Origin of the sequence: Pullulanibacillus sp. KACC 23026 (assembly GCF_029094525.1) — a bacterium.
In the GTDB taxonomy this organism is placed as follows: domain Bacteria; phylum Bacillota; class Bacilli; order Bacillales; family Sporolactobacillaceae; genus KACC-23026.
The window spans coordinates 3,191,439-3,215,934 of sequence record NZ_CP119107.1 but is presented as its reverse complement, the minus strand read 5'-3'; the positions used below and the strand labels follow the sequence as shown (position 1 = coordinate 3,215,934).

Genomic DNA, 24,496 nt, shown 5'->3' with positions numbered 1-24,496 from the left:
GCGGCGTATGAAACGCCAAGTCATACTAGTAACAGATGGTGATAAATATGCGACGGAAGCGGTTGTGAAAGCGGGTGAGCAATTGGGATGTCCAGCCCTTTTATGTTCTTCAGGCAATCCCTCTTCAATGAATGGCAAAGAATTAGTCGAGGCCATTTTGCAATGTGACAAGGAACCGGTTTTGGTCATGTTCGATGATGGCGGGTTTAACGGAGTAGGGTCAGGTGAATCGGCTCTTCGCTATGTGGTGAATCATCCCGATATTATCACGCTCGGCGCCATTGCAGTGGCTTCTAACAGCGATTCGAAGGAGTGGACCCATATTGACATTGCCATTGATCGGTTTGGGGAATTAACGCCTTATGGGGTTGATAAAGAAGGCTATCCCGAGCATGATCTGGGCCGATTATTTGGGGATACGGTCTACAGTCTCGATGAGTTAGATTTGCCAGTTGTAGTTGGAGTAGGAGATATAGGAAAGCTTAGAGGGGTGGATGATGCGGAACACGGGGCGCCCATCACCAAGAAAGCCATTGAACTTATACTCGAAAGGAGTGGTAACTATCGCCCAGAATACAGCGGCTTATCAAGAGCCGATAAAACGACGGATTAAAGAAAATAAAACGTATATGAAAGATCGCCTGGATATTGGCACGAATTTCGATGTCGGGGTACGCGAGATGAAAATTCTCGATCATGACATCGGAGCGTATTATTGCACAGGATTATGTGACTCCTCTTTCATTATTGAGCTTTTCAGAGAGCTGTTAAGAATTGAACACATCCATCGAACAGGGGTTAATGTAAAAGATGCCATCAAAAATCATCTAGCGCATCAACAAGTGATGGAAATTAAAACGTTAGATGAAGTAGTCGACCAGATGTTGTCAGGTCTTATTGTCATCTTAATAGATGGTGAAGAAGTCGGACTTGTAGTGGATGTGAGAAGTTATCCTGGTCGAACTCCGGAGGAACCCGATATTGAACGGGTTGTTCGTGGAGCGAAGGATGGCTTTACCGAAAATATAATCGTTAATACAGCGCTTATCCGCAGAAGAATCCGTGATGAACGGTACAGAAATGAAATTATGCGAGTAGGAGAACGGTCTAAGACGGATGTGTGTATCTGTTATTTACAAGATGTGGCGAACCCGGGTTTATTAAAAACGCTCAAAAAAGCATTAAAGCAAATAGAAGTGGATGGCATTCCGATGGCGGATAAAACGCTTGAGGAGTATATCGTTAAACAAGGATGGAATCCGTTTCCATTAGTGCGTTATACCCAAAGACCGGATGTCGCAGCGGCGCACCTATTAGAGGGACATATTCTTGTCATTTGCGATACATCACCAAGTGTCATTATTTTCCCAACAACATTCTTTCACCATATGCAGCATGCGGAAGAATATCGGCAAACCCCAATTGTTGGGGCATTGCTTCGATTGGCTCGATTCACAGCCGTGTTGACGTCGATCTTAATCGTTCCATTATGGATCCTCATGGTGATGCATCCTGATTTGCTCCCGCACTGGCTAGAGTTCATAGGGCCAAACAAAAAAGGCCATATTCCATTATGGATGCAAATTGTTATTGCAGAAATTGGGATCGAGATTATCCGAATGGCGGCGGTCCACACGCCGACTTCTTTATCAACCGCACTCGGTTTGATTGCAGCGGTGTTAATTGGCCAGATTGCGGTACAGGTCGGCGTGTTTTCACCGGAAGTGATCCTCTATATTTCAATTGCGACAATTGGTTCCTATGCCACTCCAAGTTATGAATTAGGTCTGGCGAACAAGGTGGTGCGGGTATTTATAACGATATTAGCGATGATTTTTGGAGTGCCGGGCTTTACGATTGGGTTAACCCTGGTTGTTTTATATTTAGCACGCTGTCAAAATCTCAATACCCCTTACCTCTGGCCTTTCATCCCATTTAATCCAAAAGCCTTTTTGGATATTATGATTCGAACAGCGATGCCAGATTCTCAAATTCGTCCAAGCATTGTACGTCCCCAAGACAGTACCACACAACCAACCAATTAATCAAAAGGTAGAAGGAACAAGTCATCTCATATGGGGTGGCTTGTTCCTTTTGGCTGGTTTACTTTCAATCCGCGCTTTGTTATAATGACTACTAATTTAAATTATCTGTTAGAGTCGGACGAGATGTGTTTTTTATTTGCAAAACGAATTGGGCTTTTGCCTTGGCATGAGCCCTTTATTCATTCAAACTTGGCAATCGTGCCACAATTAATTAGGAAGAGGAGAATGCCAAATGCGTGGCACTCAAACCATTAATGAAAAAGGCCATTTGGTAATCGGCGGGGTAGATACCACCCAGTTGGTTGAAAAATACGGAACCCCTTTGTATGTCTATGATGTGGACTTAATCAACCAAAACATTCAGCGCTTTAAGGAAGCTTTTGAGCCCTATGCAGTCAATTGGCAAATTGCTTATGCAAGTAAGGCTTTCTCGACTCTTGCCATGATTCAATTGGTTAAGGAGCACGAGCTTTCACTGGATGTGGTCTCAGGTGGAGAGCTTTATACAGCACTCAAAGCGGGTTTTCCGGCCTCACGCATTCATTTCCACGGGAATAATAAAAGCGTTGAGGAAATTCAAATGGCGATACGTGCGGGCATAGGCGCTTTTGTTGTCGATAATTTTTATGAATTAGCCATGCTTGAAGAAGAGGCGCAAAAAGAAGAAATCGTCGTTAACGTCCTGTTAAGGCTGACTCCTGGTGTTGAGGCACATACTCATGCTTATGTCACAACAGGACAAGAAGATTCCAAATTTGGCTTTACACTCTCAAACGGGGATGTTGAGAAAGCAATCCAGCTGGCACTAAATGCCCCGCATATTCATTTGCTGGGTGTTCATTCACATATTGGCTCACAAATCTTTGATGCAGAAGGCTTTGTGTTAGCGACAACGAGAATATTAGCTCGGTTTCTTGACTGGAAGGACACATTTGGCTATACCCCAAAAGTACTAAATGTAGGTGGAGGATTCGGTATCAAATATACTGAAGAAGATGATCCACTCCCGCTTGAGAGCCAACTTAGACCCGTCCTTGAGACGATTCTTGCATTTTGCCAGGAGCATAGCCTTCAAACGCCAGAGGTCTGGATTGAGCCAGGCCGTTCAATTGTCGGGGAAGCAGGGACCACTTTATATAAATTAGGTTCTTCTAAGACGATTCCGGGCGTTCGGAAATATGTGTCAGTGGACGGCGGAATGACTGATAATATCCGACCATCCTTATATGGTGCGAAGTATGAAGCCGTCATTGCAAATCGCGCAGATGAACCGAATGTGGAAACCGTCTCCGTTGCAGGTAAATGTTGTGAATCAGGCGATATGCTGATTTGGGATTTGCCGCTTCCCACACCAGCAGCAGGGGATGTGCTGGCTGTTTTCTGCACGGGCGCTTATGGGTATTCAATGGCGAATAATTATAATCGAATAGGAAGGCCAGCCGTCATTTTTGTTGAGAATGAGAAGGACTATCTGGTGGTCGAACGGGAAACCTATGAAGATTTGATAAAAAAAGATTTGCTGATGCCAGAAATGGTTAAACAAAGAAGTTAACTTGATTAATGACGCCTCTCATATAGCTTTGAACAGCCAAGGGGTGCATTGACAGAATCTAATCAAGAGACTATCCTTATCTTTAGTGATTATTATTAAGTAATGGTAGCCAATCCTTTTTGTACACACGGAAAGTGTCATTTATTGCACGTTTGACACACTTATCTTGGTACAAATAGGAGTGGGTTGGATATAATAAGATATAGTGATGTAACCTATACGATGTTACCTGAAATTAAGGGGTTCATGAATCATGCTTATTCGTTATAAACGAAGCTATGAAAAAATAGCAATGGGACTGTTGTCTTTTGTCCCCTCGGAAAAAGATTTGAAAAGGCTTCAACAAACGATCAAGAGATATGAAGAAGATGATCGATGGCAATTGTTTTTGTGGAAAGATGAAGACATCATTGGCATCATAGGAATTGAGATGGATCAAGATCATCAGACTGCCATTCTTCACCATGTCAGTGTTAATCCGTCTTACAGAGGACAAGGGGTGGGACGAGAGATGGTTCAGGCTCTTTCGGATCTGCTTGGACCGGATGTTAATCTCAGACCTACTGATCTGTCCAATGAGTTTTTTAACAAATGCCTTCAATCAACATCTTTTAAAGAATAGAATGACTATTCAGGGTGGCCTTAAGGCTGCCTTTTTAGTTTTAAAGAAAATTCCGTTAGCTCGAGTTAATCTCCTGTTTGATTCTCTGAAATTTTGAGGAACAAACGCCTAATCACTCTCCAAAACGAGCGCATAGACTAAATTAAGAGACATGTGAAAAGGAGGCTTGAACATGTCGCGTGAATATTATTTAGACTTATGCGCGCGATCAATTGGAGAAGCAGTTGAAATCGAAACAACTGATGGGGAATGCATCCAAGGGCTGTCTATAAAAATAGACCAAAATCACCTGTATCTTTGCCCGTTAAGTATGTTGAACGGAGATAAAACAAAGCTTGTTAAACTGCTTTCATCCGAGGAGCAATTGATTGCAGTACCGCTTGCGTCGATTCTATCATTTGAATTTTTACAAATGTATTTTTAAATAATGGCTTTTTTTGGGGTCGGACGACTTCTTGCTGTTCGCTTTTAGGAGAAACAGCAGCCTTGTCTGACTTTCCTTATAAGAGAAAGACAGGCTATCCGGATGAGGTGAATTGCTCCCTTTTCCTAAGGTATGCTATAATACCGCTAGTTTATAAAGTATCTAACTTTTTCAGGAAGGGGACTTCGGTCTTCTGAATGTTTCATAATTGCAAGTGCTAATCCTAAGCTTCATACAGAGTCCGAAAGAAGTGTGCAGTTGCGGAATAGATAGATCTTGGTGATAAGGATGATGGTGATGTTGTGGAATATCAAGTAAAAATCGATGCCTTTGAGGGGCCTCTTGACCTTCTTCTGCATTTGATTAAGAAGTTAGAAATTGATATATATGATATTCCCGTTGCTGTAATCACCGAGCAATATTTGGACTTTATTCATCAAATGCAAACTCTTGAGCTGGATGTGGCGAGTGAATATTTGGTGATGGCGGCAACCTTAATCGAAATGAAAAGCCGAATGCTCTTACCGAAACCAGAGCTTCTCTTTGATGAGGAGATGATGGAGGAGGACTATGAGGATGACCCAAGAGAAGCCCTCATTCGCAGGCTCGTGGAATACCGCCAATACAAAGAAGCCGCTGAGGTTCTAAAAGAAAAAGAAGAGGATCAAGCCTTTCTTTTCTCCAAGAGAGCGCACGACTTATCGCAATTTGAGGTCGAAAAGAAAAGCGAGGCACCACTCGCCCCAACAACTGTCTATGATATGTTATCGGCTCTGCAGCATCTTCTTAGGAAAAAGCATATCAATCGGCCATTAAGAACAAAGATAGAAAGGCAAACTTTGCCAGTAGGTGAGAGGATGAGATCAATCCTTTCTCACCTAAGAATCATGAAGTCACCACAACCTTTTGCTTCATTATTTCCATATCCTGATCGGACGCATATTGTGGTGACCTTTCTTGCTCTATTGGAGTTAATGAAATTAAAACAAATTCACTGCGAGCAAGAAGAAAATTTTGAGGACATTACGATCAGTTTAAATGAGGGAGGGGAAGCACTTGAATTCGACGAAGAGACTTTCCGTGATTGAAGCGCTTCTCTTTGTGACAGGTGAAGAGGGGCTGTCAATGGAGCAATTGGTTCATATTTTGGATGAACCAGAAGCCCAAATTCAAGAGGGCCTTTCCCAATTATCACAAACTCTAGAACAAGAGTCTCGCGGGCTTGAACTCACCATTGTTGCGAATCGGTATAAGCTTGTAACTAAACGTGATGTTTCTGAGTATATAAAGAGATTGATTGAGAACCCTAGACCTGTTTCACTTTCGCAAGCTGCCTTAGAGACGCTTGCTATTATTGCCTATAAGCAGCCTATTTCTCGGGCAGAAATAGAGGACGTGAGAGGGGTAAAGTCTGAAAAGGCCATCCAAACGCTTATAAGTAAAGAGTTAGTAAAAGAAGTAGGGCGCGCAGAAGGAACGGGACGCGCGATTCTTTATGGTGTAACGGAACGGTTTTTAACCCACTTTGGATTGAAGTCATTAGATGAATTACCTGTGATTAAAACAGATCTAAAGGACGTAGAGGAAGAAACCAACCTTTTTTACGAAAATATTCAGCAGACACTATTTGAGTAGAGAAGAAAAGAAACGAGGCTTATATGTAGATGCCTTTTTCCTTACATAGACTTTTGAGCGTTAGAGATTAGAAGAGCCCGAATTGGACTCGGAAAGCGTGGAATGTTGGAGTGGCGTATGATGTGATTGTGATCGGTGCAGGACTTGCGGGTCTTAGTGCTGGTTTTGAACTGTCTTGGCGTGGGAAAAAAGTCTTGTTGCTCGAATCTGAACCCATAGTTGGAGGGAGGACCTCTTCATGGGATGATGACGGGATGAAGGTGGAATCAAGCCTTCATCGATTTAAGGGATACTACACGGCTTTGCCAGACCTGCTATTCCGGGCAGGCATCGACGTAGACCGAATCCTTAAATGGGAAGAACAGGTGGCTGTAAAAGTAGGTTTAGATAAAGTGCTTTTTGGTTTATCGCCATTTCATGGCCCAATTAAAGCCTTGCGTGGCTTTTTGGGCAATAATAAATTTATTTCTGTAAAAGAAAAACTCGCTTTGGCCAGGTTCTTTGCAGCTGGATTTCGAGAATACGTCGCTCACCCGGATCAGCTTGATGCCATCAGTGTTTTGGATTATGCCAAAAAGCATGGATTGAATCAGGATGCCGTTGAGAAAATCTTGATTCCATTAAGCTCTGGCTTTTTCTTTTTGCCGCCGCAAAGGTATTCAACGTACGCCTATTTCGGAATGTTTTTTCCAGGGCTTAAGAAATTTTATAAATTAAGGCAAGGTACCTTTAACGGGGGGATGACTGAAGTTATGGCAGATCCTCTTGCCAAAGCGATCACACGGCTTGGAGGAACAGTCAAAACCTATGCGAAGGTAGAGAAACTGCTTGTTCGTAATGGACGTGTTGGCGGTGTCCTAACAAGTGAAGAAACATTTGAGGCACCTTATACGATCATAGCGACAACACTCGCCGAATCTCAAAGATTAGTCAAGCCGCATGTGACAGAGGGATCGTGGTTTGATGATTTAATGAAACTCGAATCCATGTCTTCGGTTTCCATTCAATTGGAATTGGATAAACCTTCAATGGCTCAAGATATGACGACTTTTGCTCCTTATACATGCCTAGGAACCTTCTCTGAACAATCGCGAACAACGTTTCCAAACTCAAAAGGGCGATTATCCATTATCCTTACTCCGCCCGAGCGCTTTTTAGAGATGGAAGAAGAGGACATCCTTGAGATCGTTCTTCAGGATGCCATGAAAATAGGACTTAATTTGGAAACTCATATATTGGATTATCGCGTTGTCCGCTATGCGAATGCGTCTTACTCCTTGGATACGGGCAATAATCATTTAAGACCAAGCCAAAAAACGCCTGTAGAAGGCTTGGTACTCGCAGGCGATTACACACAACAGCCTTATTTTGCAACGATGGAAGGCGCTGTCGTCTCAGGCAGGCTCGCCGCACAGGCCATACTGTAAATAAAACAAGAAAGTCAGGCTGGGTTAAGCTGATAGAGTCGAATAGCGAATCCTCGTTACGCTCAATCGAAATAGGCGTAACCTCATTCCGTTATTCCGTCACCTCAGCCCCGATTCGTGGCGGATAGCGAATCCTCGTTGCGCTCAACCGAAATAGGCGTAACCTCATTCCGTTATTTCGTCATTCCGGCCGGATTCGCGGCGGATAGCGAATCCTCGTTACGCTCAACCGAAATAGGCGTAACCTCATTCCTTTATTTCGTCATTCCGGCCGGATTCGAGGCGGATAGCGAATCCTTGTTACGCGCAATCGAAATAGGCGTAACCTCATTCTGTTATTTCGTCACCTCAGCCGGATTCGAGGCGGATAGCGAATCCTTGTTACGCGCAACCGAAATAGGCGTAACGTCCTTCCTTTATTTCGTCATTCCGGCCGGATTCGAGGCGGATAGCGAATCCTCGTTACGCTTAACCGAAATAGGCGTAACGACCTTCCGTTATTTCGGCATCTCAGCCGGATTCGCGGCGGATAGCGAATCCTCGTTACGCGCAATCGAAATAGGCGTAACCTCATTCCGTTATTTCGGCATCTCAGCCCATTTCGCGGCGGATAGCGAGTCCTCGTTACGCTCAATTTGTCATCGAGTAACATGGGATCTCGTATCGGCTGTGTTCTAGCGTCACACTCGTTATAGAGACAAGCTTGTCTTTTAATAATGGATGCCAGCAGCTAGATGAAAGGTTCAGCAGTAAGTGGCGAGGGAATAAGCGTTATCAACATATGTGAAAACGATTTATAAAAATTTACAATACCAGCCGAAAAACAATTGAAAGTTCGTATATAAAGGATGAATGCGGTTACACGGAAACTGATTAATTAAAAAAGTCTAAAAATTTGTGTTTTTAAGGTTGACCAATTGGCATTTGGGGAGTATTATAAATCCCAATTAAGGCTTTTTTAAATTATCTTGGAACATTATCTAACAGACTAATTTAAATTGTTTCAATATTATGATGAATGGGTGCTCTTTTTTCCTTTATCGCACTCAAACGGTTGGTTGAAAAAGCCAAACTTCAGTCTGAATTTAAGATTGTTTTAATAACGATATGGAAAAAAGGCTTGTGAAGGAGGAGAGATGTTATGCGAAGCGACATGATAAAAAAAGGAATAGACCGAGCGCCGCATCGAAGCTTACTTCACGCTGCGGGTGTCAAAACAGGAGATCTGCACAAACCGTTTATCGGGGTATGCAACTCTTACGTGGATATTATTCCTGGACATAAGCATTTACGGGAGTTTGCGGATGTTGTAAAGGAAGCCATTTGGGAAGCAGGCGGCGTTCCTTTTGAATTTAATACAATTGGTGTAGATGACGGGATCGCAATGGGACATATTGGAATGCGCTATTCTTTACCGAGCCGGGAATTGATTGCGGATTCCGCAGAAACCGTGATTAACGCACACTGGTTAGATGGTGTTTTTTATATACCGAACTGCGACAAGATTACGCCTGGAATGTTGATGGCCGCTGTAAGAACCAACGTGCCTGCTGTCTTTGTATCAGGTGGGCCGATGGAGGCTGGGAAATCACCAAGCGGCAAAAATTTGACACTTACATCGGTATTTGAAGGAGTAGGGGCCCATCAAGCTGGAAAAATGTCGCTTCAGGAGCTGCAAGAGCTTGAAACGTTGGCCTGTCCGACATGCGGTTCTTGTTCAGGAATGTTTACAGCGAATTCAATGAACTGCTTAATGGAAATGCTTGGCCTTGCCCTTCCTGGGAATGGTACCATTGTAGCCACTTCTGAAGAACGGCATCGTTTGATTAAAGAAGCCGTTAAGCATTTGATGTATTTAATCGAGCATGATATCAAACCAAGAGATATTGTAACAAAGGAAACCATTGATGATGCCTTTGCCCTCGATATGGCAATGGGGGGATCCACCAATACGGTTTTACACACGTTGGCTTTGGCCCATGAAGCGGGTATCGACTACGATCTGGGACGAATTAACGAAGTGGCGGAAAAGGTTCCATACCTTGCCAAAATTGCACCAGCCTCCGATTACTCGATGCAAGACGTTCATGAGGCAGGCGGTGTAAGTGCGATTATTAATGAACTTTGCAAGATTGATGGCTTACTCCATAAAGACCGCATTACGATTACAGGTCAATCGCTCTATGAGAATGTAAAAGATGCCGAAATCCTAAATCCTAATGTCATTCGTCCGATTGAGAATGCCTATAGCAAGGTAGGCGGGCTCTCTATTCTATTTGGAAATCTCGCACCTAATGGCAGTGTGATTAAGGTGGGTGCGGTAGACCCGTCGATCCAAACTTTTATAGGTAAAGCGATATGTTTTAATTCTCAAGAAGAAGCGCAAAAAGGAATTGATGATGGCACAGTACAATCCGGTCATGTTGTTGTCATTCGCTATGAAGGGCCAAAAGGCGGACCGGGAATGCCGGAGATGCTTGCGCCAACCTCCTCAATTATGGGGAGAGGATTAGGAAAAGAAGTGGCACTGATCACAGACGGTCGTTTTTCCGGAGCGACTAGAGGAATCTCTGTTGGGCACATTTCACCAGAGGCCGCAGAAGGAGGTCCGATCGCTTTTATCGAGGATGGCGATGAGATTGTGATTGATTTGCCAAGAAGAACAATCAATGTACTGGTAGACGATGAGGTTTGGGAAGCTAGAAAAGCCCAATTTGTGACCCCTGAGCCAAAGATTCAGACCGGCTATTTAGCTCGTTACGCGAAGCTGGTGACTTCGGCTAATACGGGCGGTGTACTAAAAGTATAATTAAATTATTCTAAATAGTGTTAAATCAATGATAGAGCAAAAGGAAAAGGGATGTCCTTTACAGAGAGCCGGTGGTTGCTGTGAACCGGTAAGAGCCCTTTTATTCCGACATCACTCTGGAGTGCAGGTCTGAAAGAATCCTTCGATTAGGATCTGCCGGGTTTTAAAGAAATCACGATAAAACCCGTTATCAAAAAGACAAAGATCAATTGTCGCTGAGGCAGACCTTGGAAAAGCGTCTGTGAAAAAGGGTGGTACCGTGAAGGCGAAAAGCTTTTCACCCCTTGTTAACCATTCAGTATTGAATGTGTTTCTAGGGATGGAGAGCTTTTTTCTATATAGGAAAATGATTTAGAAGATTTTCATCTGACTTTGATGCCATGTCGAAATACCCCCTATGAAACTCAAAAAATTAAGGAGGTAATACGTTTGACAGTCAACACAAAGGCCAGTTCAGCAAAGGCTATGGAAACTGTAACAGGTTCTGATTTGCTCATTGAAGCTTTGCAAAAAGAAGGCGTTGAGATCATTTTTGGTTACCCCGGCGGTGCTGTACTTCCCATTTATGATGCGCTTTACAAAAATCCAATTCGCCACATTTTAACGCGTCATGAGCAGGGAGCGATCCATGCAGCAGAAGGTTATGCAAGAATCTCCGGCAAACCCGGTGTTGTGTTTGGAACGTCCGGACCGGGAGCTACCAATTTGGTGACAGGAATTGCGGACGCGATGATGGATTCCTTACCGCTGGTCGTTTTTACAGGCCAAGTCGGTCAAAATGTGATCGGAACCGATGCTTTTCAAGAGGCTGACGTGATCGGCATCACGATGCCTATCACTAAGCATAATTATCAAGTTACAAAAATAGAGGATCTGCCGCGAATTGTTAAAGAGGCGTTTCATATCGCGACGACCGGTCGACCGGGTCCGGTTGTTGTCGATATTCCTAAAAATATCTCTGCGGACCCAGTTGTTTCCATTCAGGATGATGAACCGATTAATTTGCCCGGGTATCAGCCAAATGTGACACCGAATCTCTTACAGGTGCAAAAATTAGTAGAGGCAATTAATCAAGCGAAGCGGCCGCTTATTTTGACAGGTGCTGGAATCCTTCATGCCCGTGCATCGGACGCCTTTTTGGAATTTGTCAATCAGACGAAAATTCCTGTCGTCTCAACGTTGTTAGGGCTAGGGGCTTTCCCGGCTTCCCATCCGCTTGCTTTTGGTATGGCAGGCATGCACGGATCCTATGCCGCTAATATGGCGATTTGTGAAGCGGATTTATTGATTAATATCGGGGCTCGTTTTGATGACCGCCTAACCGGCAGTCTTGCTCATTTCGCTAAGGAAGCTGTCGTGGCACACATTGACATTGATCCAGCTGAGATTGGCAAAAATGTCAAAACGCCCATTCCGATTGTTTCAGATGCACGACTTGCACTGGAATCTCTTAATAAAGCGGAATATACGACGCATTCCTTTGAGGATTGGGTAGCTCATCTAAAAGACTATCAAGAAGCTTTCCCTTATTGGGAGACGGAAGGGCATGGAGCGATAACCCCGCAAACGCTCATTAAGCTCATTCATGAAAAGACGAATGGGGAAGCCATCGTTACAACGGACGTTGGTCAGCATCAGATGTGGACGGCTCAATATTATGGTTTTAATCAACCAAATAAATGGGTCACCTCAGGCGGGCTAGGCACAATGGGGTTTGGATTCCCTGCTGCAATCGGCGCTCAATTAGCCTCACCAAAGGATCAGGTGGTTGCAATTGTGGGAGATGGCGGTTTTCAAATGACTCTTCAAGAACTGGCCGTGATTAAAGAGTTTAACCTCCCTGTGAAGATTGTGATTTGTAATAACCAGACACTTGGGATGGTTCGCCAATGGCAAGAATCTTTTTACGAGAAACGTTATTCGGAATCCTTAATTCCTGTTCAACCCGATTTCGTAAAACTAGCAGAGGCTTACGGAATTAAAGGGTTTAAGGTTGAAGATGTTACTGAATTAAGTCAACAATTGGAGACGGCCCTTCGCCTGTCAGAGCCTGTGTTAATTGATTGCCGGGTTCGGGGAGAGGAAAATGTAACCCCAATGGTTGCGCCAGGAAAAGGCCTGCATCAGATGGAAGGAGTGACACCATGAGACGCATTATAACAGCCATTGTTAACAACCAAAGCGGTGTCTTGAATCGGGTGACAGGCTTGTTAAGCAAACGTCAATTCAATATCGAGAGCATCTCAGTTGGTCTGACGGAAACTCCATCAGTTTCGAGAATGACCTTTGTGGTCGATGTTGAAGATGACGCGAAGCTTGAGCAATTAATTAAGCAATTAAACAAGCAGATCGATGTGCTTAAAGTGTCCGATATTACGGATATGGCGATTGTTGCCCGCGAACTGGCCTTAGTAAAAGTCATGAGCCGGCCGCAAACCCGGGGAGAAATTCGTGACTTAGTCGAAACATTTAGAGCGACCGTCATTGATATCGGCCGAGACAGTCTGACTATTCAGGTAACCGGTGAAACAGATAAGGTGGAAGCCTTGATTGAACTTTTAAGGCCTTATGGAATTAAGGAACTTGCCCGAACAGGCGTTACCGCTTTTACAAGAGGCATGCAGAAAACAAATGCGGAACTTAAAACATTTTCATTATTGAAATGATAGTTAACGAGTTTCGGCTCGTTGATATAAAAAAAGGCTTTTTTCAAAAAAAGTGGTGCTATGAATTTGGTGAAAAGGTGAGACTCCTGTTGGGAAAACGAGCCTAAATCGACCCGAATTTAACGAAAACAGCCAACTTAAGAATCTATTAAAATTGAGGAGTGTAAAAAAATGACAAAAGTTTATTACAATGGGGATATTCAAGAAGCAGAACTTCGCACTAAGAAAATTGCTATCATCGGGTACGGTTCACAAGGCCATGCTCATGCACAGAACCTTCGTGACAGCGGCTTTGACGTCATCGTCGGCCTAAGACAAGGCGGTTCCTATGATCGTGCAGTAGAAGATGGATTCGCTGTATATTCTGTTAAAGAAGCAAGCGTTCAAGCGGATGTTATTATGGTGCTGCTTCCAGATGAGCTCCAAACAGATGTGTATAACAACGAAATTAAACAAGGGCTTGCACCTGGCAAATCACTTGTTTTCGCTCACGGGTTCAACATTCACTTTAATCAAATTGTTCCTCCATCTTATGTTAATGTCTTCCTTGTTGCGCCTAAAGGGCCTGGTCATTTAGTTCGTCGTACGTATGAAGAAGGAGCAGGCGTTCCGGCACTGATCGGGATTTACCAAGATGAAACAGGCAATGCCAAAGAATTGGCGCTTGCTTATGCGAAAGGGATTGGGGCCGCTCGTGCAGGTGTTCTTGAGACGACCTTCAAAGAAGAAACCGAAACGGACCTTTTCGGGGAACAAGCGGTTCTTTGCGGTGGGTTAACGGCTTTAATTAAAACGGGCTTTGAGATTCTCACTGAAGCAGGTTACCAGCCGGAAGTAGCGTATTTTGAGTGTTTGCATGAAATGAAGCTGATTGTTGACTTGATCTATGAAGGTGGTTTGAGCAACATGCGCTACTCGATCTCGGATACCGCTCAATGGGGTGACTTTGTATCAGGTCCACGCGTTGTCGATGCGGCAACAAAAGAGCGCATGAAAGGCATCTTGAAGGATATTCAAGACGGGGAATTCGCAAAAGGCTGGATTCTTGAAAATAAAGTGAATCGTCCGGTCTTTAATGCCATCAATAACCGTGAAAATGAACATCCAATTGAAATCGTTGGAGAGAAGCTTCGAGAATTAATGCCATTCGTAAAAAAACAAGTACGCCCATCTCAACCCAAAAAAGTAACAACAGGTGCTGACGCTTAAATCCTATTTTATGATCAGAAAAAAAGAGGGGGTTCCTTGAGCCCCCTCTAAAAAATAAACCGTTAATGAATGATAGATGACCATTTTAAATGTTAGAAGGAGCGTGCCTTGGATGGAGAAAAAGATTGCGGTTTTGCCGGGTGACGGCATTGGCCCAGAAGTGATGGAAGGCGCTCTAAAAGTATTAAGCTTTATCGGCGACCGCTTCAAGCATTCGTTTAAAAGTGAAAAAGGATTGATTGGGGGAGCTGCGATTGATGCAGAAGGGACACCCCTTCCAGAAAAAACCGTTGATCTATGTCAATCGAGCGATGCTGTTCTGCTCGGTGCGGTCGGCGGCCCTAAATGGGACCAAAACCCTGCCCATTTAAGACCAGAAAAAGGGCTTTTAGGGATTCGGAAAGCGCTTGGCCTTTTTGCCAATCTTCGCCCTGTAACGCTTCAACCCGCTTTAATAGAAGCTTCATCCCTCAAGCCATCGATTATTGAGAAAGTTGATTTAATGATTGTAAGGGAACTGACAGGCGGCATTTACTTTGGTGAGCCGAGCGGCATGGTGGACGATGAGACGGTTGTCGACACGTTGCGTTACACCAAAGGGGAAATTGAACGTGTGGTCAGAACGGCATTTGAATTAGCCCGCAAGCGCCGAAACAAGCTGACGTCGGTTGATAAAGCCAATGTCCTCTCGTCAAGTAAAGTGTGGCGGCAAATTGTCGATGAAGTAGCTAAGGAGTATCCAGATGTGACCGTTTCTCATCAGTTAGTGGATTCGGCAGCGATGAAACTGATCCAAGATCCGAGCCAATTCGATGTGATGGTCATGGAAAACCTCTTTGGGGACATCTTGAGTGACGAAGCCTCTATGTTAACCGGGTCTTTGGGCATGCTACCATCCGCCAGTCTGCGTTCAGATTCATTTGGTTTATACGAACCGGTCCATGGGTCGGCTCCAGATATTGCTGGACAAAATAAAGCGAATCCATTAGCGATGCTTCTTTCAGTCAGCATGATGCTGCGCTATTCATTCCAAATGGTGCAAGAAGCTGAGGTCATTGAAGCCGCGATTAATCAAGTCCTTCAAGAGGGATACCGCACATTTGACCTCTACCAAGGAGTAGGGACACGCCTTGGAACAACCGAGATGATTCAGCAAATCTTATCTGTTATCGACCAGCAGCTGGTTGGTTCAAATTAAGGAAAACCGAAAAAGAAAATGCCTTAATCTCTCAGTCTATCAAAATTTTTTCAACTTTAAGGAGGGGCTTAAGATGGCTAAGACCATTATAGAAAAGATATGGGAATCGCATGTCGTACATCAAGAAGAAGGGAAGCCGGATCTATTATATATTGATCTTCACCTTGTTCATGAAGTGACCTCTCCGCAGGCCTTTGAGAGCCTCCGGATGAATGGCAGGAAAGTAAGAAGGCCTGACCTCACCTATGCAACAGCGGATCATAATGTGCCGACCAAACACCGCAATGTGATTACGGACGCCATCTCTAAAAAGCAATTAGAGACATTGACTCAGAACTGTCGCGATTTTGGTATCGAGCTCGCTGACTTGGATCATCCTGATCAAGGAATTGTTCACGTGATTGGCCCTGAGCTTGGTCTTACACAGCCTGGTAAAACAATCGTATGCGGTGACAGTCATACCTCGACTCACGGGGCTTTTGGTGCTTTGGCCTTTGGGATTGGAACGAGTGAGGTTGAGCATGTCCTTGCGACTCAGACCTTGTGGCAAACGAAGCCGAAAACCCTTCAAGTGAAGGTAAATGGAAAGCTTCAGCCTGGGGTGACGGCGAAAGATTTAATTCTTGCTTTCATTGCTCAAAATGGGGTCAGTGTTGGGACTGGTCAAGTTATTGAGTATACTGGTGAAGCGATTCGTGCTCTTTCAATGGAGGAGCGCATGACGGTTTGTAATATGACGATTGAAGCGGGGGCACGTGCAGGCCTCATCAGCCCTGATGAAACGACGATTAATTACTTAAGAGGACGCCGACATGTCCCACAAGGAGAAGCGTTTGAAGAATTAGCCGAGTCATGGCTAGCGCTCGCAACGGACGAAGGGGCGACTTATGACAGGACCATCGAACTGAATGCAGATGAGATCGAACCGCAAGTAACTTGGGGAACTAATCCAGCAATGGGAGCACCGGTATCAGGCAATGTGCCAACCTTAAACGATTTTTCCAATGAAGCAGAAAAAGCTTCTTTTGAGCAAGCCATTCAGTACATGGGTCTTGAAGCTGGAACCTCACTCAAAGATGTGACGATTGACCATGTCTTCATCGGTTCTTGTACAAACTCACGCATAACCGATTTGCGTGCTGCTGCTGAAGTTGTGAAAGGTAAGAAGGTGCACGAAACGGTAACGGCTATCGTTGTTCCAGGTTCACAATCCGTTCGTGTACAGGCAGAGAAAGAAGGGCTGCATCAAGTCTTTATTGATGCCGGTTTTGAGTGGCGTGATGCCGGGTGCAGTATGTGCCTTGGAATGAATGATGATATTCTAAATCCTGGTGAGCGTTGTGCGTCAACCTCTAACCGTAACTTTGAAGGACGCCAAGGAAATGGAGCACGGACTCATCTTGTCAGTCCGCAAATGGCTGCTGCTGCCGCTTTATTCGGCAAATTTGTTGATATAAGGCAGCTTTTAAATGATCAAACGGAGGTGGCACAAGCATGAAGGCCTTAACTGTTCATACAGGACTTGTAACGCCATTAGACCGCCGGAATGTCGATACAGACCAAATTATCCCTAAGCAATTTTTAAAGCGTATTGAGCGTCAAGGCTTTGGTGAATTTCTCTTTTTTAATTGGCGTTATGATAACAAAGGGAAGGAACGCCCAGAATTCGTTCTGAATCAGCCTAAATATAAAGGATCCAGTATTCTAGTAGCCGGTGATAACTTTGGTTGCGGTTCTTCTCGCGAACATGCGCCATGGGCATTAGAAGACTTTGGCTTTCGAGTCATTATTGCGCCAAGCTATGCCGATATTTTCTATAATAATTGCTTTAAAAATGGTGTGCTTCCTATTACACTTGATGAGGCAACCGTCAACGAGCTTCTTAAAAAGGCGACTGAAACGTCATATGAGCTCACTGTTGATTTGGCAAGCCAGACGGTATCAGACGGTCAAGGTTTTACCACCCGCTTCGATGTTGACCCTGAACGAAAGCACCGCCTATTGAATGGCTTAGATGATATTTCCCTAACACTTGAGCTCGAGGACAAAATTGCTTCCTACGAACAAGTACGATTTGCTTAATAACATCTAAATTTAATAGACAGAGAGAGCGCCTCACAATCGTGAGGCGCTTTTATCACGCTTTTGGGTCCATTCTCGCCCTGATTTGGTGTATTGGCGTCTCCATCCCACAGTATTGGTTCCGTCCCCGCCGTATTTTTGTGTATTGGAGCCCTCATCACACACAATGGGCTCCACACACGCCCTGACTTTGTGTATTGGAGCCCCCATCACACACAAAGGGCTCCACACACGCCCTGATTTTGTGTATTGGAGCTTCCATCACACACAAAGGGCTCCGCACACGCCTCATTTTTGTGTATTGGAGCCCCCATCACACACAAAGGGCTCCGCTCACGCCCTGATTTTGTGTATTGGGGCCCTCATCACACGCAATGAGCTCCGCGCACACCCTGATTGTGTGTGTTGGAGCCTTCATCACACACAATGGGCTCCACGCACACCCTGATTTTGTGTATTGGAGCCCCCATCACACACAATGGGCTCCACACACGCCCTGATTTTGTGTATTGGAGCCCTCATCACACACAATGGGCTCCGCTCTCGCCCTGATTTTGTGTATTGGAGCTTCCAACACACACAAAGGGCTCCGCTCACACCCAGATTGTGTGTATTGGAGCCCTCATCACACACAAAGGGCTCCGCACACGCCCTGATTTTGTGTATTGGAGCCCCCATCACACACAAAGGGCTCCGCACACGCCTCATTTTTGTGTATTGGAGCCCTCATCACACACAAAGGGCTCCGCACACGCCTCATTTTTGTGTATTGGAGCCCCCATCACACACAAAGGGCTCCGCACACGCCCTGATTGTGTGTATTGGAGCCCCCAACACACACAATGGGCCCCACACACGCCCTGATTGTGTGTATTGGAGCCCTCATCACACACAATGGGCTCCGCGCACACCCTGATTGTGTGTATTGAAGCCCGAATCCCATGCAAAGGGCGCCACCCAAGCCGAGATTTGGTGAATTAGCGCCCGCATTCCGCCCTCGTTAACCTCTTCCCAGCTTTTATGGATGGTTTAAATTACTTTTTTTACAAGCCTTGCATGTTTCTTGAGTGTCCTGACATAGTCTTACAATAGATTACGAGGAAAGGACGTGCCGCTTATCTTTAAATTGGGTGCATGGCTAAAAAAACAACGCGTTCATGTGAAACCGGTTATCAAGACCTTCAGAAAGTCTTCGAAGGCGTATCTCTTAAAGCTTTGGCCCACTCATTCCAAGAGTCACGCTTTATTTATTAAAATGTACAAAAAGGAGTTAGTTTTCTATTGCTTGGTTTCACCAATATTTTTGGGGATCTCTTGTTATTTGTTTAAAATGGCGTTTACTTCAGGGGTGGGGTACGGAATTCTCGGTGTCTTGATAGGACTCCTATTTTTTATCCCTTGGGCAGTGATTCCATTTGTCTTTATATGGCTTTACAAGAAGTCATGGATGATGATGGTTGGAGCAGCAGGCTATTACAGTGTGTTCATAATCGCTTGGGCTCTCCTCATTCCTTTTATTAACATTTAAAAAAGCCGACACACTTTAACGTTGCCGTCATATTCGGGTGGGACGAACATAAACTTGTACAAACTGAGGCTTTTGCTGACTAAATGGGCCTTAAGCGAAGTACTCACATAAAACAAGGTAAGGGACGGGATAGTGTGTCAATAACAGTTATGAGGAAGGCTTTAATTTGCTTCATCACGTTAGCCTTACTTTTAGTAGGCATTCCTTTTCAAAATGCAAGTGCAAAAGGTGGAAGCCCGCCTCAAATATCTGATTCAGCTGCTGCATCTATATTAATGGACCAAGATTCAGGACGTGTTTTATATGGGAAAAATATCCACCAAAAACGTCGGATTGCTAGTATTACAAAAGTTATGACGGCGATCTTGGCGATTGAATCAGGTAAATTGAACAAGACCGTGACGATTAGCTCAAATGCCTATGGGACAGAGGGGTCTTCGCTTTATTTGAAGAAGGGTGAAAAGATTAAGCTCAAAGATCTTGTTTATGGACTCATGCTTCGCTCTGGAAATGATGCGGCTGTGGCTATTGCCGAAGCGGTTGGCGGGAGCGTGCAAGGCTTTACAACCTTAATGAATAAAAAAGCTAAAGAGCTCGGCATGATGGACACAAATTTTTCGAATCCTCATGGGTTAGATAATACCGAGGATCATTATTCATCCGCTTATGACATGGCGATTCTAACAAGCTATGCGATGAAGAATCCAACCTTCCAAACGATTTTTAAAACGAAGTATTACACAGCCCCAAACCCAGGGGAAAAATGGGATCGCAAATGGAAAAATAAAAATAAGCTATTATTCCAATATGATTATTCCACTGGAGGCAAAACCGGTTATACAACGCTGGCCCGAAGAACCTTAATTTCCACAGCGAGCAAGGATGGAGAAAATCTCATCGTTGTAACGCTAAATGACGGCAATGATTGGCAAGATCATATGAATCTCTTTAACTGGGGATTTACGTATTTTCAACCGACAACGATTGTGAAAAAAGGAAAGATTACCGGCATAGATGATCCCTTTTATCAAAATCATTTGTTTGCAAGACGTGACTTGACTATTCCGTTAACCGCAGAAGAAAAGGAAAACTTGAAGACCGACTTGACGCTTAAGACACCGCCGAAAGAAGACGAACGGGATGTTTCGCCATCCACACCGGTTGGACACTTGACGGTCACGGCAGGTGACAAGACATTGGCGACTTTACCGCTTTTTTATCAGGCGAAAGAAAAAAAGCCATCTTTCTGGAGCGATCTATTTAATTTTATTCATAACCTTTTTGGGGCGGCTAGTCATGATTAATATTATTTGGGCTTTTCTATTTCTTATTGGAGTGGTTTACGCGGCATTTAACGGGACGATGCCAGAGGTTAATAAAGCCGTGTTTGATTCAGCTCAAGAGGGAGTTACCCTCTGTCTGGGGCTGATTTTCATTCTTGTTTTTTGGCTTGGAATTATGAAAATTGCAGAAGTCTCTGGTCTCTTAGATCATCTATCCAAATTGGTCAAACCATTCTTGAAAAGGTTGTTTCCTGAAGTGCCAGCTGATCATCCGGCCATGGGGTATATTGTTTCGAATTTTGTGGCGAACCTCTTTGGACTTGGCAATGCTGCAACACCGTTAGGAATAAAGGCTATGGAGGAGCTGAAAAAGTTAAATGGCGGGTCCGACTCTGCCAGCCGGTCCATGATTACGCTTCTTGCTATTAATACATCGGGATTGACGTTAATCCCAACGACTGTTATTGCAATCAGGATGAAATATGGGTCTGTCTCTCCAACAGAAATCGTTGGTACCACACTGTTTGCCACTATTTGTTCAACTTGCGCAGCCATTCTTTTTGATCGCTATTTTTATTGGCGGCAAAGCAGAAAGAAATAGGGCCGCTGCTCACTAACAAGGCTCTTCGCTGCCATTTTCTGACCCGAAAAACGGACAAGAAGTACCCAATTCTCCTAGTTGAGAGAAGGTGAATCCGATTCAAGTTATTTCAACGATATCTATATGGATCGTACCGATGCTCATTGCTATCGTCCTTTTTCATGGAACGGTAAAACGAGTACCGACGTACGAAGCGTTCGTCGATGGCGGTAAAGATGGGTTTGAGATTGCGATTAGCATTATCCCTTATTTAGTGGGGATGCTCGTCTCAATCGGTGTTTTTAGAGCTTCAGGGGCGATGGATGCCTTTGTTCATCTCCTGCAGCCTGCTTTAAAATATATCGGTGTCCCGCCAGAAGTGGTTCCCCAAATTTTAATTAGACCCATATCAGGAAATGGAGCCCTTGGGATGATGACAGACATCATCCATACCCATGGACCCGACTCCTTTCTAGGGAATCTTTCTTCCACTCTCCAAGGGGCAACGGACACCACTTTTTATATCATTACGGTGTATTTCGGAGCAGTTGGGATCCGAAAGATTGGGTATGCTATGAAGGTAGGCCTGCTAGCTGATTTGGCAGGAGCAGTTGCCGCTATTGTTATATGTACCTTATTATTTAAATAAACCGTGAACGAGGCAATGGCCTCGTTTTTTGATTTTATTATCTTGGTGGGACAGACTTCTACTGAAAGAATAACTGCTTGATGAGGTCTTTCCCCACCTACTCGAAGTAGTCAATGGCGATGAATTTTAAGTAAGAGGCCCATTAATGCTTTCGCTGGAAGTTGGCGACTTGCCAAGTTACAGATGGGTATTCGCTTGTGAAAGCAGTTAAGTAAAGGTATCATGAACAATGAGGTGACAGATTATGGAACGATTGCAAAAAGTGATTGCTCAGGCAGGGGTAGCTTCTAGACGAAAAGCAGAGGAACTCATTAGCCAAGGGCGAGTCCAAGTTAATGGACAAACAGTGAGGGAACAAGGCGTTAAAGTTTCGCCGAATGATAAGATTGAGGTGGATGGGATTCCGCTTGATAAAGAACAGCCGGTTTATTATTTGTTTTATAAACCAACAGGGGTCATATCGAGCGTTAAGGATGATAAAGGAAGAAAGGTGGTAACCGACTTTTTTCCAAACGTGGAGGCACGAATTTTTCCTGTTGGGCGCCTTGATTATGAGACGTCGGGTGCCTTATTGTTAACGAACGACGGAGACCTGGCGAACAAGCTTATGCATCCCCGCTATAAAATAGACAAGCATTATGTCGCTAAGATTAAAGGTCTAATCACAAAGGAAGAGGTGAGGAAACTCGCGCGCGGTATTGAACTTGAGGATGGTAAAACAGCCCCAGCTATTGTGAAAATTGAGTCGGTTGATCGCAAGAAGGGGACCTCTGTTATCTCCTTAACGATTCATGAAGGCCGTAATCGCCAAGTGCGCCGTATGTTTGAAGCGTTAGGTTATGAGGTGCAAAAACTTAAAAGAGAGCGCTATGGTTTCTTAGACCTAAAATCAATGAGTCCAGGGGATTATAGAGAATTAAAACCTTATGAGGTGAAACAGTTGAAAGTGGCTCCATTAAACGGGAACTCTGTCACATAATTGTCACAACTTATTTTCCAACTCGCTTTTATTAGGGTTTATAGTAAAATAGAGTAGTAATATTGAATACTTAAACGTTAATAAATATTCAAATTATTTTATTTTGCAAAATCCAGATGGTGCAGCGTTATGGAAAGTTTTCTGGGAAGAAGAGGTGACCTATGAGTAAACAAGTCTTATGTGAGTGCGGACATCAAAACCCAGAAGGAACCCTCCTTTGTGAGGCCTGCGGAAACCCGCTGCAGGACGTTTCCAGCCAAGAAATCCTAACCATGCGATATGAAGGGGGAGCGAGACGCTCTCAAACGTATACCAGGACCCCCATTGATAAAGTATGGAACTATTTCTCGTCTGTAAAAGTCGGGGTTACACTAATTGTACTCGTTCTAATCGCCATTGCCATTGGAACGATCTTCCCGCAAGAGGTGTATCTCCCGCCTACTGCAGACCCGAACACTTATTATAAGGATACATATGGTGAACTGGGACAGATTTACAAAACACTTGGCTTTGATAATCTGTACTCGTCCTGGTGGTTTATCATCTTGATTGGACTTTTAGGTTTATCCATAATTGTAGCGAGCATTGACCGGTTCATTCCTCTCTATCGGGTTTTAAAGAACCAGCGTGTTACACGACATGAACGATTTATGAAACGCCAGCGTCTTGTCAGCACAACCGTTGTCAACAATCCTGATGGCTTAATGGATCAGCTTAAAGGGGAGCTTAAGAAAAGGCGTTATAAAATCAAAGAGGAAAATGGAAACGTTTTAGCAGAGAAGAACCGCTTCTCCAGGTGGGGACCGTATGTGAATCACATCGGTTTGATCATTGTTATTTTGGCAGGGGTATGTCGTTATGTACCGGGCATGTATGTGAAGGAACAGGTATGGGTCCGTGAGGGTGAAACGGTCGCGATTCCAGGAACAAATGATCAATATTATCTGAAGAGTCACAAGTTTATCCTGCAGACGTATTCCGACAAGAATAAAAAGTACAAGCAAACCTTAGAACAGGTTGGAACCGTTCCAAAAAACTATCAAACAAATGTTACCCTCTATCAGAAAAGCGGTGAGGCGATCTTAGGTCAAACGCCAAAGCTCAAAAAAATAGAGGATGCATCGGTTAAGGTGAATCATCCGTTGGTGTTTAATCACTATAAGGTTTTTCAGGCGGATTACCGGTTGAACCAGATCTCATCAATGAACTTTATGCTGGTTGATAAGAAAACAGGGACGGATCATGGGGATTTTTCCGTTAACCTTTTTGATACGAAGTCTACCTATAATCTAGGAAATGGCTATTCTATTAAAGTATTAGGCTATTTTCCGGATTTCTATTTTAATAGTAAAAATGAACCGGATACTAAATCCCAGCAGCCAAATAATCCAGCTTTTATTTTTCGAATGATTACTCCTGACAAGCCTAAGGGAGAGGTTGCTTTTATTGGGATCAAGAAAAATTTGGAACCATTAGGGAAAAATGATTACGCCATAAAATTCAAAAGCCTTGGTTTTAAAAATATGTCAGGCTTTATCGTAACAAAGGATTTTACATTGTGGATCGCATTAATAGGCGCTATTATTTTCCTCATAGGCGTTGCACAAGGGATGTATTGGAATCATCGAAGAATGTGGTTCCAAAGAAAAGGAAATGAGCTGTGGTTTGCGGCGACGACAAATAAGAATTGGCATGGGTTCAAACGGGAAATGACTCCGATCTTAGAGGCATGCGGCTTAGAAGAACCTATTGATCAATTAGAAGAGAAAACAAAAGCGGAAGATAATGAGAGGAGGACTGTCGAATGA

22 protein-coding genes and 1 other annotated feature are annotated in these 24,496 nt (G+C 44.0%); all 22 genes read left to right on the top strand.

The features are described from left to right. Positions 1-7: 7 nt before the first annotated feature. The 22 genes from spoVAEA (at position 8) to resB (ending at position 24,496) form a co-directional block, all read left to right on the top strand. Entirely contained in the window at positions 8-613 is a 606-nt protein-coding gene (gene spoVAEA, locus PU629_RS14885; RefSeq protein WP_275280851.1) for a stage V sporulation protein SpoVABEA, read from the top strand. 16 nt (positions 614-629) lie between these two features. Continuing rightward, the gene (locus PU629_RS14880; RefSeq protein WP_275280850.1) at positions 630-2,045 is read left to right on the top strand and encodes a spore germination protein; all 1,416 of its coding nucleotides are present in this window, start codon (positions 630-632) and stop codon (positions 2,043-2,045) included. Between the two features lie 232 nt (positions 2,046-2,277). Continuing rightward, positions 2,278-3,597: a diaminopimelate decarboxylase gene (gene lysA, locus PU629_RS14875; protein ID WP_275280849.1), complete on the top strand. Its 1,320-nt coding sequence runs from the start codon at positions 2,278-2,280 to the stop codon at positions 3,595-3,597. Between the two features lie 253 nt (positions 3,598-3,850). After that, positions 3,851-4,219 carry a GNAT family N-acetyltransferase gene (locus PU629_RS14870; RefSeq protein WP_275280848.1) on the top strand — a complete coding sequence of 123 codons (369 nt, stop codon included), beginning with the start codon at positions 3,851-3,853 and terminating at the stop codon, positions 4,217-4,219. 172 nt (positions 4,220-4,391) lie between these two features. Continuing rightward, complete coding sequence (locus tag PU629_RS14865; RefSeq protein ID WP_275280847.1) at positions 4,392-4,643, top strand: hypothetical protein; 252 nt, start codon at positions 4,392-4,394, stop codon at positions 4,641-4,643. Positions 4,644-4,945: 302 nt separating this feature from the next. After that, positions 4,946-5,731: a segregation/condensation protein A gene (locus tag PU629_RS14860; protein WP_275280846.1), complete on the top strand. Its 786-nt coding sequence runs from the start codon at positions 4,946-4,948 to the stop codon at positions 5,729-5,731. Beyond that, a complete protein-coding gene (gene scpB / locus PU629_RS14855; RefSeq protein WP_275280845.1) occupies positions 5,700-6,278 on the top strand; it encodes an SMC-Scp complex subunit ScpB in 579 nt (192 codons plus the stop codon). Before PU629_RS14860 ends, scpB begins: the two co-directional genes overlap by 32 nt. A gap of 110 nt (positions 6,279-6,388) precedes the next feature. Continuing rightward, positions 6,389-7,705, top strand: a complete 1,317-nt coding sequence (locus tag PU629_RS14850) for a hydroxysqualene dehydroxylase (RefSeq protein WP_275280844.1) — start codon at positions 6,389-6,391, stop codon at positions 7,703-7,705. A 138-nt stretch (positions 7,706-7,843) separates the two neighbouring features. After that, positions 7,844-8,383, top strand: coding sequence for a hypothetical protein (locus PU629_RS14845; protein WP_275280843.1), 540 nt, complete (start codon positions 7,844-7,846; stop codon positions 8,381-8,383). 463 nt (positions 8,384-8,846) lie between these two features. Further along, positions 8,847-10,514: a dihydroxy-acid dehydratase gene (ilvD, locus tag PU629_RS14840; RefSeq protein ID WP_275280842.1), complete on the top strand. Its 1,668-nt coding sequence runs from the start codon at positions 8,847-8,849 to the stop codon at positions 10,512-10,514. A 19-nt stretch (positions 10,515-10,533) separates the two neighbouring features. Continuing rightward, positions 10,534-10,802: a binding site (T-box leader), on the top strand. Between the two features lie 177 nt (positions 10,803-10,979). Further along, positions 10,980-12,662, top strand: coding sequence for an acetolactate synthase large subunit (gene ilvB / locus PU629_RS14835; RefSeq protein WP_275284442.1), 1,683 nt, complete (start codon positions 10,980-10,982; stop codon positions 12,660-12,662). After that, complete coding sequence (gene ilvN, locus PU629_RS14830; protein WP_275280841.1) at positions 12,659-13,180, top strand: acetolactate synthase small subunit; 522 nt, start codon at positions 12,659-12,661, stop codon at positions 13,178-13,180. Before ilvB ends, ilvN begins: the two co-directional genes overlap by 4 nt. Before the next feature lie 171 nt (positions 13,181-13,351). Beyond that, positions 13,352-14,389, top strand: a complete 1,038-nt coding sequence (ilvC, locus tag PU629_RS14825; RefSeq protein ID WP_275280840.1) for a ketol-acid reductoisomerase — start codon at positions 13,352-13,354, stop codon at positions 14,387-14,389. A 112-nt stretch (positions 14,390-14,501) separates the two neighbouring features. Continuing rightward, positions 14,502-15,587 carry a 3-isopropylmalate dehydrogenase gene (gene leuB / locus PU629_RS14820; protein ID WP_275280839.1) on the top strand — a complete coding sequence of 362 codons (1,086 nt, stop codon included), beginning with the start codon at positions 14,502-14,504 and terminating at the stop codon, positions 15,585-15,587. 73 nt (positions 15,588-15,660) lie between these two features. Then, positions 15,661-17,085, top strand: coding sequence for a 3-isopropylmalate dehydratase large subunit (gene leuC, locus PU629_RS14815; RefSeq protein ID WP_275280838.1), 1,425 nt, complete (start codon positions 15,661-15,663; stop codon positions 17,083-17,085). Next, positions 17,082-17,669: a 3-isopropylmalate dehydratase small subunit gene (leuD, locus tag PU629_RS14810; RefSeq protein ID WP_275280837.1), complete on the top strand. Its 588-nt coding sequence runs from the start codon at positions 17,082-17,084 to the stop codon at positions 17,667-17,669. Before leuC ends, leuD begins: the two co-directional genes overlap by 4 nt. A 1,108-nt stretch (positions 17,670-18,777) precedes the next feature. Next, positions 18,778-19,197 carry a hypothetical protein gene (locus PU629_RS14805; RefSeq protein ID WP_275280836.1) on the top strand — a complete coding sequence of 140 codons (420 nt, stop codon included), beginning with the start codon at positions 18,778-18,780 and terminating at the stop codon, positions 19,195-19,197. Positions 19,198-19,331: 134 nt separating this feature from the next. Further along, a complete protein-coding gene (locus PU629_RS14800) occupies positions 19,332-20,501 on the top strand; it encodes a D-alanyl-D-alanine carboxypeptidase family protein (protein ID WP_275280835.1) in 1,170 nt (389 codons plus the stop codon). Next, complete coding sequence (locus PU629_RS14795) at positions 20,494-21,081, top strand: nucleoside recognition domain-containing protein (protein ID WP_275280834.1); 588 nt, start codon at positions 20,494-20,496, stop codon at positions 21,079-21,081. Before PU629_RS14800 ends, PU629_RS14795 begins: the two co-directional genes overlap by 8 nt. A 97-nt stretch (positions 21,082-21,178) precedes the next feature. Continuing rightward, positions 21,179-21,709, top strand: a complete 531-nt coding sequence (locus PU629_RS14790; protein WP_275284441.1) for a spore maturation protein — start codon at positions 21,179-21,181, stop codon at positions 21,707-21,709. Positions 21,710-21,953: 244 nt separating this feature from the next. Next, positions 21,954-22,688, top strand: coding sequence for a pseudouridine synthase (locus PU629_RS14785; protein ID WP_275280833.1), 735 nt, complete (start codon positions 21,954-21,956; stop codon positions 22,686-22,688). A gap of 161 nt (positions 22,689-22,849) precedes the next feature. Next, entirely contained in the window at positions 22,850-24,496 is a 1,647-nt protein-coding gene (gene resB / locus PU629_RS14780; protein ID WP_275280832.1) for a cytochrome c biogenesis protein ResB, read from the top strand.